General features: G+C 62.2%; 10 protein-coding genes. 3 read left to right on the forward strand and 7 right to left on the reverse strand.

What is annotated here, in order from left to right; translation table 11 throughout:
* Positions 1-1,407 carry a DUF1254 domain-containing protein gene (locus tag DKY63_RS04255; RefSeq protein WP_110962940.1) on the reverse strand — a complete coding sequence of 469 codons (1,407 nt, stop codon included), beginning with the start codon at positions 1,405-1,407 and terminating at the stop codon, positions 1-3.
* A gap of 80 nt (positions 1,408-1,487) precedes the next feature.
* Positions 1,488-2,615, reverse strand: coding sequence for an alpha/beta hydrolase family protein (locus DKY63_RS04260; protein WP_239499374.1), 1,128 nt, complete (start codon positions 2,613-2,615; stop codon positions 1,488-1,490).
* 251 nt (positions 2,616-2,866) lie between these two features.
* Here DKY63_RS04260 and DKY63_RS04265 point away from each other — a divergent pair, with 251 nt between their 5' ends.
* Positions 2,867-4,381, forward strand: coding sequence for a wax ester/triacylglycerol synthase family O-acyltransferase (locus DKY63_RS04265; protein WP_110962942.1), 1,515 nt, complete (start codon positions 2,867-2,869; stop codon positions 4,379-4,381).
* Between the two features lie 41 nt (positions 4,382-4,422).
* Here the strand turns inward: DKY63_RS04265 and DKY63_RS04270 are convergent, their stop codons facing one another.
* The 5 genes from DKY63_RS04270 to DKY63_RS04290 form a co-directional block, all read right to left on the reverse strand.
* Positions 4,423-5,004, reverse strand: a complete 582-nt coding sequence (locus DKY63_RS04270; RefSeq protein WP_110962943.1) for a DUF2889 domain-containing protein — start codon at positions 5,002-5,004, stop codon at positions 4,423-4,425.
* 48 nt (positions 5,005-5,052) lie between these two features.
* Positions 5,053-5,880 (reverse strand): SDR family NAD(P)-dependent oxidoreductase, encoded by an 828-nt coding sequence (locus DKY63_RS04275; protein ID WP_110962944.1) that lies wholly within the window; start codon positions 5,878-5,880, stop codon positions 5,053-5,055.
* Between the two features lie 53 nt (positions 5,881-5,933).
* Entirely contained in the window at positions 5,934-6,344 is a 411-nt protein-coding gene (locus DKY63_RS04280; protein WP_110962945.1) for a MaoC/PaaZ C-terminal domain-containing protein, read from the reverse strand.
* A gap of 10 nt (positions 6,345-6,354) precedes the next feature.
* Complete coding sequence (locus tag DKY63_RS04285; protein WP_110962946.1) at positions 6,355-6,795, reverse strand: MaoC family dehydratase N-terminal domain-containing protein; 441 nt, start codon at positions 6,793-6,795, stop codon at positions 6,355-6,357.
* 71 nt (positions 6,796-6,866) lie between these two features.
* Positions 6,867-8,054: a lipid-transfer protein gene (locus DKY63_RS04290; RefSeq protein WP_110962947.1), complete on the reverse strand. Its 1,188-nt coding sequence runs from the start codon at positions 8,052-8,054 to the stop codon at positions 6,867-6,869.
* Positions 8,055-8,472: 418 nt separating this feature from the next.
* Between DKY63_RS04290 and DKY63_RS04295 the strand changes: the two genes are divergently transcribed.
* Both DKY63_RS04295 and DKY63_RS04300 read left to right on the forward strand, forming a co-directional pair.
* Positions 8,473-10,287, forward strand: a complete 1,815-nt coding sequence (locus tag DKY63_RS04295; protein ID WP_110962948.1) for a DUF1302 domain-containing protein — start codon at positions 8,473-8,475, stop codon at positions 10,285-10,287.
* Positions 10,288-10,302: 15 nt separating this feature from the next.
* Positions 10,303-11,667 carry a DUF1329 domain-containing protein gene (locus tag DKY63_RS04300; protein WP_110962949.1) on the forward strand — a complete coding sequence of 455 codons (1,365 nt, stop codon included), beginning with the start codon at positions 10,303-10,305 and terminating at the stop codon, positions 11,665-11,667.
* The last annotated feature ends 268 nt before the right edge of the window (positions 11,668-11,935 follow it).

Here is an 11,935-nt window from a genome sequence, read left to right on the forward strand (position 1 = left end):
TCAATCGGCGCGCTGAACCTTCGGTGCTTGCCAACGACCGTCGAAGGCTTCGGGTTTGGGCCAATACAGGCGGCCAGCGATATAGAAAGGCCCGTCGGGCGCAGGCAACCAGTTGGCCAGTTGTTCACCCACAGGCTGCTGGTGCTGGATGTACAAGGTGATGCCGCCATCGGCGTCGCGCTTGAGATCGCCCAGCATCGGCGAATTGATCAGGTAACGGTTCAACGGGTTGGCCACCAGCAACCGCTGGGCGTCGTACAGGGTCAACGACCAGAAGGCGTTGACCGGCGGCAACTGGCCCGGTGCAAAACGCAGGGTGTAGCGATGCTGGGAGGCGTCGAGTTTCTGTCCGCCGGCGTCGAGGTAGAACGGTGGATAGAGGGTTTCCTCCCGGTCATTGCCATAAAGGCCGGTGACGGTCGCCCGCATGCGGTACAGGTAGTTGCTGCCCAGATACTCGCGGCTGCCGAGGAAGCGCGAGGTAGACACCTCTCCTCGGGCGACCTTTTGACCCAGCGCCTCGAACTCCTTCCAGGCATCGGCAATACCGGCCTTGATGGCCTCACGGATGTCCTCGGGCAAGGCCTGCTCATCAAAGGTCAGTCCCGGGCCTACACCCAGCTTTGCAAACGTCTGCATCAGCCCGGTTTCCGAGGGGTGTATCGGGCAGAAGCCGAGGACGAAGTTCAACTGGTTGAAGAACGCCAGGCTGCTTCTTTCTGCTTCGGCGCTGAGCGGTACCAGGAAATCCACCGGGGGCGCCGCTACAGGCGCTGGCTGGCCGAGGAACGCGGAAAGTGGCTGGACCTTGTAGCCGGCCTGTATCCGTTTGACGTTATCGAGGTCGCCCGGCCCCTCCAGCTGGGTGCGGTAAAAGACGAAGGCAAACCGGGTTTCGGAGCGAAAGACCCGGTCGACACCCGGCGGTACCGTGCCTTGCCAATCAGGTCCGGCCAGCAGGAAATGACCACCGCCATTACCGGTGGTACGACTGCCGACATAGCCGAAGTTATAGGTGTAGGCATCGACAAACTGTGCCGAGTAATAGCGTCCCTCCTCCACGGCCGGCAGGGTCAGCACCAAGGGTTCCGTACGCAAGTCCGCGCCAAGTTGCGAGTACGGCGTATCGGCGTTGGGTGTCGGATAGGCCTTGTCGTCAGGGGTGTAGATGCGCGCCGTGTTGTGCAGGGTATTCCAGGGTGCCTTGTATTCCGGATGCTGCCGGTCCTGGAAATAGGTGTACTGGACGCGGTAGTTGTCCACCAGGGGAAAGCCGTAAATGTAGGCTTGCTTGGCGATGATCCGGGCTTCGGCCGGCGTCAGCGGATCGGCAATCGACAGTTGCGCCTGGGAGAGCATTGCCAGCCATGCAACCATGACAACGCGTTTTATTGTGTTTTTGTTCACGTGGATGTCCTTCTAACGGGCCTGTAGCGCCTTGCTGCAGTGCACAGATGGTCACCTGCCTCGGCGCAAGGAATGCCCCCTCATGTCGAGGGGGTATACAGACCGGAGCAGCGGTCCATCAATGCGCCCATCCGTGCCAGATACTCGCCACGACCCAGGTGGAGAATGTGGTTGCCGGGAAACCAGTGCAACGCGCTTCCCGGCCAGTGCCCGTGCAGCAGCCGCAGGTGACGTGGCAGGGTCACCCGGTCCCCGGCACCACCGACGATCAGCATGCGCTCCCCTTCAAGGCGCGGGGCGTAGGTCAGCGGGTTGTGCACGGCCAATAACCCGCGCATCTCGGCCACGCCTATGCCCTGGCTGCGCATCAGCCGCGACAACAGTAATCCCGTGGGCTGCCACTCAAGGAACACATCCACCGGGCTGACGGCGGGCACAATCGGCACGCACCAGTCCAGGCGGTCATCAACGGCTGCCAATAACGCTGCGGTGTATCCGCCGAGAGAAATCCCCGTCACGCCAATCTGCTCGACACCGCGCCTCTGTAGATAGTCGATGAACACCCGCAGGTCATGGATCGCATGCAGCGGCGCCTCGTTGAAGGCCACCAGCCCGCTGCCAAACAGACCCTGGCCGCTGAACCAGTCGCCGTGCTCGGCGCGCTGGCCGTGGTGCGGATAGGTGAACAGCAGGATGTCGTAGCCCCGGCGATAGAACCCGGCCAGCTTCAAGGCATGGGCATTGAGCCAATGGGGGTCGGCAGCGAAACCGTGGATGACGATCAATGTCGGTCGCGGCCGGTCGCCATGGCACCAGTGCTGGGCATGGGCGTACGCATTGCGCTGCATGGCCTCGAACTGTGGGCGTGCGAATGGATTGAGTGGTTTGAACGGGCTGGAAAAACGCAGCTGAAAACGGCGAATGTCCTTGCCGGGCAACGCGCGTTCCGACATGACAATGCCCTCAGGCGGTGGCAGGAATACTTGCGACGCGTCCCCCGCGCGCGCCAGCGGTTCGTAGAAGCGCAGTGCGTCGAACTCGCGCTGCACACGGCCAGGTTTGCCCAGCGTCGCCAGCGCGGACGCCGCCACCGTGGCCGACAGCGACGTGCGCATCACCCGCTCGATCGCGGCGCTGCCGTGGATCTTCAGGCGGTGTCGGGCATCCAGCTCGGTACCATCGCCCTGGCGCCAGAAGTCTTCGGACAAACGCTCCCACCAGGGGCTGTGTGAATTGCCTGGCCCCTCCTCACTCACGCACTGCTCTTCACGCCACACGCTGATCCCCTCCCCGGGCGGGGATCTGCGTGTACACCAAGGCGGCGCGCACGGGACCCTCCGATAGCCTCCAGCATAAAGACCACAGTGGCAGCTCATGCCCCCCATTCGCAGGGGGACGGGGCGCAGGCAGATCGACGAATCTGCCAGCCAACCTCCAACACCTTGCGAGAGCCTCAACGATGAGCAAACTCAGCGGGCAAGACGCCCTGTTCCTGAAAGTCGATCGTCCGCATGCCGCGTCGCACTGCACGATGATCTACATCTACGATCAGTCCACGGCAGAGGGGCAACGCCTCGGCTTTCGGGAGATCGTCCACCACATCTCGGACCGCCTCGACGTCTCGCCGGTGTTCAAGCGCAAGATCGTCCAGGTGCCCTTCGGTCTCGGTTATCCCTATTGGGTGGAAGACGATCTGTTCGACATCGACTTCCATGTCCGCCATTTCGCCCTGCCCAAGCCGGGCGACTGGCGCCAGTTCTGCATTCTGGTGTCACGCATCCACGCCCGCTCGGTGGACCTGTCCCGGGCGCCCTGGGAGATGTACGTGATCGAGGGCCTGGACAACATCGAGGGCATTCCCAAGGGCAGCTTTGCGATCCTGACCAAATCGCACCATGCCGCGATGGACGGCGCCGCGGCAGCGGAGCTGACCTGGGCGCTGCATGATCTGGCCGGTGAGCAAGGCAAACCCTCCCCCGTGGTTGGCCACAAGCCGGCGGCAGCCAGCTCGCCGCTGCGCTGGGGCCTGCTGGACACCGTCAGCCGCATGCTCACCGACAACATTTCCGCCTCCGCGCGCATGGCCCTGCCACTGGCCCGCGTGTTGCCCAGGCTTACGGTCGCCAGCCTGCGCAAAATGGCGCGTTCAGTGCTGAGTTCCGAAGGAGGTGCACCGCGCACGCGGTTCAACAGCGACGTCACGTCCAGTCGGGTCTGGGATTCGGTCACCCTGGATCTTGCCGTGGTGAAACAGATCAAGAACCTGGTGCCCGGCGCGACGGTCAACGACGCCGTGCTGGCCCTGGTCGGCGGGGCGATGCGCCGCTACCTGATGGCCAAGGATGAACTGCCGGAGAAATCGCTGGTGACCCTCGCACCGGTCAACACCCGCCAGGGCAATGAATCCGTCGCCGCCGGCAATACCGTGTCGATGCTCACCTTTCCCCTGCGCACGGACATCGAAGACCCGGTCGAGCGACTCCAGGCGCTGCAGGCCGCCACTTCGCAATCCAAGGCGATCCAGAATGCGGTCGGTGCCAGCGATTTGACCAACCTGCAGAAATTCGCGCCCCCTGCCACCCTCGGTCTCGCCGGTCGCCTGGCAACGTTGATGGGCATGGGCGGCAAGGGCCCGGTGGTGTTGCACAACTGCATGGTGACCAACGTCCCGGGACCCAATGTTCCGCTCTACATGCTCGGCGCCAAACTTGTGTACTGGTGCGGTGTCGGCCCGCTGGTCGACGGCCTGTCGCTGATCTGGAACCCCACCAGCTACTGCGGAAAAATGTTCATCTCGCTGACCAGCTCACCCAACGTGGTACCCGACCCGGACTTCCTCGCGCAGTGCCTGAAGGATTCCTACGAGCAAATGCAGGCCGTGGCGGCCGATGCAACCAACGCCAAGGCGCCGGAGACGGAGAAACGCAGGCGCGCCGCCCGAAAACCGGCGGCGCAGAAGGTCGATGAACAGTAAGCACTCAACCGCCATGCTCCTCGCCCGGAGCATGGCCCTCTTCAGCCATTTGAAGTCTCATCGCCGGGGCGCCACTGATTGACGCGTCGCGCGGCATCGCCGTCGGGGTGGTAGGCATGGCAGGTGCCGATTACCCAGTGAGCCGGCATCTTGAAATCAGGATCGGCAGCGGCACGCTGGCGCAGGCGTTTTTGCATGATGGGGGCCAGCGTCTGAATCGCCGTGGTCGCCATCGGGCCAAGCATTTCAGTCAGATGGGTACAGCCCTTCACCCCTGCAACCCGCTCCGCCACCCGCTTCTTGAAGCCGGCGCCGATGCGCAGCCCTACCAACGCCGCATAAGCTCGGTTGATGTGGCTGCACACGGGCGTGGGCGCCTGGTCGGTAACGGCCTTGAGCTGGCGTATGACCATGTTCTGGTCGACGGTCATGGTGATGCGCATGTAATGCAGCACCCCATCGGCGGGAATCGTTCCGTAAGCAAATTGAGTGTCGACGCCCTTGGTATCGAGCAAGCAGCCTTCGATATCGAACAGGCCGTCATCGCGTTCATAACCGCTGCACACCACTTTGCGTGTGTGCAGCAGGCGCCGATTGGGGTTAGCGGAAATGGGTACGGACATGGCCATGCACTCCAGGATGGCGGAGCGCCGCAACGCCCCGCCCGGTTCTCAGACGTTACCCAGGCCACCGCCGCAGACCAGGACCTGGCCGCTGACGTAATCCGACTCCGGAATGCAAAACAGATACACGGCGCCAGCCGCTTCTTCGGTATTGCCCGGACGCCCCAGCGGGATCATGTTTTTGGACTGTTCGACAATGGCCGGGCTGATGCCCACCTTGATCTCCCGGCCTTCGATGTTGATGAAGTGCGGGTCGCCCTCCACCGGCTGGGTCTGGCGGGTCTCGATGTGGCCGAAGGCAACCGCGTTGACGTTGACCTTCATGCGTCCCCATTCCTTGGCCAGGCACTTGGTCATGCCCAGCACGCCAGCCTTGGCCGTGGAGTAGTTGACCTGGCCCGGGTTGCCGCCAGCGGACGTCGAGGCGATGTTGACCACCTTGCGATTGACCACGCGACCTTCGGCGGCCTCTTTCTTGGCCATGGCACTGATGATCGGCTGGGCGGCGCGCAGGATGCGGAACGGCGCGGTGATGTGGCAATCGATGATCGCGTACCACTGCTCGTCGCTCATCTTCTGGATCACGTTGTCCCAGGTGTAGCCGGCGTTGTTGACGATGATGTCGATGGCGCCGTAGTTGTCGACCGCGGTCTTGACGAAGCGATCGGCGAAATCGGCGGCCGTGACGCTGCCGACGCAAGCCACCGCCTCACCACCCAGGGCACGGATCTCGGCCACCACTTCTTCGGCCGGGCCGGCGTCCAGGTCATTGACCACCACGCGCGCGCCGTCACCGGCCAGTTTCAGGGCGACACTACGGCCGATGCCACGCCCGGAACCGGTAACCAGCGCGACTTTGCCTTCGAGTTTTTTCATCGGGTTATTCCTTGTTTTTGTTGGGTTCAGATAAGCACTTCAGATGAGCTACTTCAGATGAGCGCCACGGTGGCTTCGCCGACGAGTTTTTCGTCGCCGTACTGGTTGACACAGCGGATCGCCAGGCGCGCGCGTGGCTCGCCGGCGACCTCGAACAGCTCGATCACCTTGCCGTGGCAGGTGGGGACGTGCCCGAGTTGGGTGATGCCGGTAAATCGCACCGCCAGGCTGCGGATTTGCCGTTGCGCGACCCAGCCGGTGAGCAAGCGCCCCAGGTAGGCCACCGACAACATGCCGTGGGCGAAGACATCGGGCTGGCGGGCCTTGCGGGCGAAGTCCAGATCGATGTGCACCTGGTTGTGATCGCCCGAGGCCCCTGCATATAACGCCAGCGTGGTGCGGTTGATGGCCGGTAACGTCAGGGGCGGCAGCTCGAAGCCGATCTGCACATCATTTGCGTTCATGTCGGGCTCCTCAGCGCTGCACGAGCGACGAGCGGATATCAGCGATGTGCTGACCCTCCTGGTTGGTGACACGGGTCTGCTGCACCACGAAGGTCAGCGCCCCGCCCTTTTTCTCGTAGACATCCACCACCCGGGTATCGAAAGTCAGCACGTCACCGGCATAGGCCAGGGCGTGATACTCGAAACCCTGTTCGGCATGGAGGATGCGCCCCAGATCGAACTCGAAAATGTCCTGCACGATATGGTCGCTATCACGCCCTTCGGCTTCCAGGCACATCAGGAAACTGGGCGGTACCGGCAACGACCGGTGGCCGGCCTCCCGGGCGGCGCTTTCATCGGTGTACACCGGGTCGGTTTCGCCGATGGCCTTGGCGAAAAAGCGCAGGCGACCCTTTTCGACTTCGCAGCGGGTCACGCCCAATGAGCGGCCGATCAGACTCTTGTCTGGCATGTCAGGCAGTCCTGTCAGTCAGTTTTGTCAATCAGGGGAAAAAGGCGCGCCCAAGCGGGCGCGCCGTGTCATCAGCCGCGACCGAACAGGGTCACGATGCCGGCGCCGCCCAGGCCCAGGTTGTGCTGCAAGGCGTGCTCAAGATGCTCCACCTGACGCTTGTCGGCGGTGCCGCGCAGTTGATGGGTCAGCTCGTAGCATTGGGCCAGGCCGGTGGCACCCAGCGGGTGACCCTTGGACAGCAGGCCGCCCGACGGGTTGATCACCACTTGCCCGCCGTATGTATTGTCGCCGTCCATCACGAACTTCTCCGCCCCGCCTTCCGGGCAGAAGCCCAGGCCCTCGTAGGTCAGCAATTCGTTATGGGCGAAGCAGTCGTGCAGTTCGCAAACACGGATGTCTTCCGGTCCGACGCCGGCTTTTTCGTACACCTCTGTGGCCGCCTGACGGGTCATGCCGACACCAACGATGCTGATCAGTGATGGCGGATCAAAGGCCGCTGGCTGATCGGTCACCAACGCCTGGGCGAGGATGCACACATCGGTACGCAGGCCGTGCTGCTTGGCGAAGCGCTCGGAAACCACGATGGCCGCGGCACCTCCGCAGGTCGGCGGGCACGCCATCAGACGGGTCATGACGCCGGGGAAAATCACCTGGTCGGCCATCACTTCTTCGGTGGTAATCACCTTCTTGAACACCGACAACGGGTTGTTGGCGGCATGTCGACTGGCCTTGGCGCGAATGGCGGCAAAGGTTTCCATCTTCGTGCCGTATTTCTCCATGTGCTCTTTACCGGCGCCCCCGAAGAATTTCAGGGCATCCGGCATTTCACGGCCTTCCGGGAAGATCGCGTCGGCCACTTCATGGCCCTTGCCGTAGGTAATCGGCCGGTCAAGCCAGTGGGATTTCAGGGCGCCGGGCTGCATCTGCTCGAAACCGAACGCCAGGGCGCAATCCACGGCGCCGCTTTCCACGGCCTGGCGTGCCAGAAAGAGCGCGGTGGAACCGCTGCCGCAGTTGTTGTTGACGTTGATCACCGGAATACCGCTCAGGCCCACCTCATACAGCGCCGACTGGCCGCTGGTGGAGTCGCCGTATACATACCCGGCGTACGCCTGTTGCACCTTGCGGTAGTCCAGGCCGGCATCCTGCAGGGCCTGGCGAATGGCTTGCGCACCCATCTCGATATACGTACCGCTTTGACCAGGCTTGGCAAACGGGATCATGCCGACACCGGCTACATAGACTTTCTGCGACATCTTTTTCTCCAGGGTGAGTTGAACAGGTTTGGGCGATGACGCCGCAACGGCGTCATGCCTGTAGAGCCCTGGAGTCGATGGTCCTGTAACCCCGCGCAGTATCCCCCCCTCTTGTCGAGGGGGATTGTCCGAACCCATCAGGCAGCAGATCGCGCGCCCTTTAAGGCAACCCTTGTTTTGTCGGCTGGTGCCTTCCCCCCCTTTCAGGAGGGGGGGAGCGATGGAAAACCCGTAGGAAGGTGTATTGGCCGATGAGGTATCGAATCGGCACACCGTTGGACAACGGTGAAACCCAAGAAACCAGGGGCACGAGCGCACCGAAATCTTCACTGCCACCTGGGCCGTTCTGCCAATCCTGAAACCGGGTCGGCCTGTGTTGCGACCCTGAAATGCGGGAAACACGAAATTGGAGCACCGAATGACAATAAGAAAACCGGTAGTATTCCAGCCACACCTGCTCGCCGCCGCCGTCACCCTCGGCACGGCCATGCCGGCTGGTGCCGTCGACTTCAACATCGGCGATATTCAAGGCAAGTTCGATTCGTCGCTGTCCATCGGGGGAAGCTGGTCGACCACCAACGCCGACCCCAACTTCATTTCCAACTTCAACTCCCAGGGCGTCAAAGGCAAGGCATCGTCGCGCACCGCCGACGATGGCCGCCTGAACTTCCGTGCCGGCGAAAACTTCTCGACCATCTTCAAGGGCATCCATGACCTTGAACTGAAGTACGGCGACAGCGGCGCCTTCCTGCGGGGCAAATACTGGTACGACTTCGAGCAGGCGGACGGTCACCAGCATTTCTATGACATCGAAAACAAGGGTCGGGACGAAGCGGCACGGACCCAGGGTGGTCAGTTCCTCGATGCGTTCATCTACCACAACTACAACTTGGGCGATCTGCCAGGCAACGTGCGGTTGGGCAAGCAGGTGGTGAACTGGGGTGAAAGTACCTTCATCCAGAACGGCATCAGCGTCATCAACCCGACCGACGTGTCCGCCCTGCGCCGACCGGGTTCGGAGGTCAAGGAAGCGCTGGTTCCGGTCAACATGTTCTACCTGTCCCAGGGCCTGAGCGAAAACATCACCGCCGAAGGCTTTTACCAACTGGAGTGGGAGCACACGGTAGTCGACAACTGCGGCACCTTCTTCGGCGTCGATGGCATTGCCTCGGGCTGCAATGACCGCCTGGTGGTCACCGGCGACGACCTGGCGCCGGGTGTCGCGAAGAACACCGGAGGCCCGGCGACCCTGGTCCGTGGCGGCACCGACGATGCCTATATTCCGCGCAGCAAGGACAACGACGCCCGCGACAGCGGCCAATACGGCGTGGCCTTGCGCTGGTTCGTGCCGGAGCTGAACGACACCGAGTTCGCCGGCTACGTGATGAACTACCACAGTCGTGCGCCGTTCCTCAGCCTGACCACCGCCACCAACCTGTCCAACCAGTTGACAGCGATCCGCAGTGCCCGGTACTTCATCGACTTCCCGGAAGATATCCGTCTCTATGGCCTGAGTTTCGCCACCAACCTGGCGGGCACCTCCTTCAGTGGTGAACTCAGCTACCGGCCCAACATGCCGCTGCAGATCAACACCGCCGACCTTAACCTCGCCGCGCTCGGCACCGCTGTATCGCCGATCTATGTCAGCGGTACGCAGAAGCTGCAAGCCGGGGCGGACATTCCTGGCTACAAGCGCATGCCGGTCACCCAGGCTCAGGTCAGCGCAACGAAGCTGTTCAACCAGGTGGCTGGCGCTGACCGCCTGACCCTGGTCGGCGAAGTCGGCTACAACCACATCGGAGGCGTGGAATCAGCCGATGGCAACAACATCCGCTTCGGTCGCAACCCGGTGTTCGGCGCCGGCCAACTGACCAACCAGGCGGTGTGCGTCGGCAGTGCCCCGGGCACGGCCAACGCCAGTAACCCGCAACAGCAATGCAACGACAACGGTTTCTACACCAGCAATTCCTGGGGTTACCGCCTGCGTGCGCAGCTGGACTACCCCAACGCGATTGCCGGCGTGAACCTGTCACCCAACGTGGCCTGGTCCCATGACGTCGACGGTTATGGCCCCAACTTCGAGCAAGGGCAAAAGGCCGTCAGCCTGGGCCTCAACGCCGACTACCAGAACACCTACACCGCCAGCCTGGCCTACACCGACTTTTTTGGCGGTCGCTTCAACACCCAGACCGATCGTGACTTCGTGGCGCTCAGCGTCGGCGTGAACTTCTGACACAGGTACAAAAGCATGAAAACTTCTACCCTGATGAAAACCACCGTCCTGACCCTCAGCCTGCTGGCGACCAGCGTCATGGCCGCCGTCTCGCAGCAGGAAGCCGACCAGCTCGGTACCAGCCTCACCCCAATGGGCGCGCAGAAAGAAGGCAACGCCGATGGCAGCATCCCGGCCTGGACCGGGGGCCTGAAGCCCAATGCCGCGCCGGTGCAGAATGGTTTCCTCGGTGATCCCTTCGCCAATGAAAAACCGCTGTTCGTCATCACCGCCAGCAACGCCGAGCAATACAAGGACAAGCTGTCCGCCGGGCAAATGGCGATGTTCAAGCGTTACCCGACGACCTACAAAATCCCGGTCTATACCAGCCACCGCACCTTCAGCGCATCGCAGGCTGTCTACGACCTCGTCAAGAAAAGTGCCACCACCACTCAACTGACCAACGACGGCAACGCGCTGGCCAACTTCACCGCACGCTACTACGCCTTTCCGATTCCGAAGTCGGGCGTGGAGTTGGTGTGGAATCACGAAACCCGCTACAAGGGCACCAACTACTACCGCACTTCGGCCCAGGCCGTGCCACAGGCCAACGGCGATTACACGATGGTCGGTTTCAACGAGACATACGGTACGCCGCAAGACATCAGCGGCAGCGATCCGGCCAAAACCGAGAACATCCTTTACTACTTCAAGCAGGAAATCATTGCCCCTGCCCGCTTGACCGGTACAGTCAACCTGGCCTACGAGACCATTGATCAACTCAAGGAGCCGCGCCAGGCCTGGACTTACAACGCCGGCCAGCGCCGCGTGCGCCGGGCACCGGAGATCGCCTATGACGGTCCCGGCACCGCCGCCGATGGCATGCGCACCACCGACAATACCGACCTCTACAATGGCTCGCCCGACCGCTACACCTGGAAACTGGTGGGCAAGAAGGAAATGTACATCCCGTACAACAACTATCGCCTGTGGTCGCCTACGGTGAAGTACGCCGACATCATCAAGCCGGGGCATATCAACCAGGACCTGACCCGCTACGAGTTGCATCGGGTATGGGAAGTCGAAGGCACGCTCAAGCCAACTGAACGCCACCTGTATGCCAAGCGCCATATGTACTTCGACGAAGACACCTGGGCGCTGACCGGTGTCGATCACTACGACAGCCGTGGTCAACTGTGGCGCGTGGCTGAGGGCCAATTGGTCAACGACTACCAGAACGGTGTCGCCAGCTACGCCGCGCAGACCCTGTACGATCTGGTCGCGGGTCGCTACGTGGTCATGGGCTTGATCAACGAATCCAAACAAGGCACGCAATACGGCCAGAACTTCGCCCTCAGCGAGTTCATCCCGAGCGCACTGCGCAACGCCGGCATTCGCTGATCCGATTAACCGCCGTAAACGAACGCCCCGCTCGCGGGGCGTTTTGCATTGTTGGCCTGACAAAAATAAAACTGTAGGAGCGAGCCTGCTCGCGATGACGATTTGGCATGCACCATTGATATCGGCTGACACGGCCCCATCGCGAGCAGGCTCGCTCCTACAGGATTTGCGCCTTGCTCGTTATCGAGGAACGACACAAATCCTGCAGGAGCGTGGCTTGCCCGCCAAGAGGCCATCGGCAACAGTACAAATCCCCCAAAACACCCAT

The organism is Pseudomonas putida (assembly GCF_003228315.1).
Taxonomy (GTDB): Bacteria; Pseudomonadota; Gammaproteobacteria; order Pseudomonadales; family Pseudomonadaceae; genus Aquipseudomonas; species Aquipseudomonas putida_S.

Bases quoted from the DNA above. Each gene is read 5' to 3' on its own strand.
- DKY63_RS04265 (WP_110962942.1), top strand. From the start codon at position 2,867: ATGAGCAAACTCAGCGGGCAAGACGCCCTGTTCCTGAAAGTCGATCGT.
- DKY63_RS04270 (WP_110962943.1), bottom strand. From the start codon at position 5,004: ATGTCCGTACCCATTTCCGCTAACCCCAATCGGCGCCTGCTGCACACA.
- DKY63_RS04275 (WP_110962944.1), bottom strand. From the start codon at position 5,880: ATGAAAAAACTCGAAGGCAAAGTCGCGCTGGTTACCGGTTCCGGGCGT.
- DKY63_RS04280 (WP_110962945.1), bottom strand. From the start codon at position 6,344: ATGAACGCAAATGATGTGCAGATCGGCTTCGAGCTGCCGCCCCTGACG.
- DKY63_RS04285 (WP_110962946.1), bottom strand. From the start codon at position 6,795: ATGCCAGACAAGAGTCTGATCGGCCGCTCATTGGGCGTGACCCGCTGC.
- DKY63_RS04290 (WP_110962947.1), bottom strand. From the start codon at position 8,054: ATGTCGCAGAAAGTCTATGTAGCCGGTGTCGGCATGATCCCGTTTGCC.
- DKY63_RS04295 (WP_110962948.1), top strand. From the start codon at position 8,473: ATGACAATAAGAAAACCGGTAGTATTCCAGCCACACCTGCTCGCCGCC.
- DKY63_RS04300 (WP_110962949.1), top strand. From the start codon at position 10,303: ATGAAAACTTCTACCCTGATGAAAACCACCGTCCTGACCCTCAGCCTG.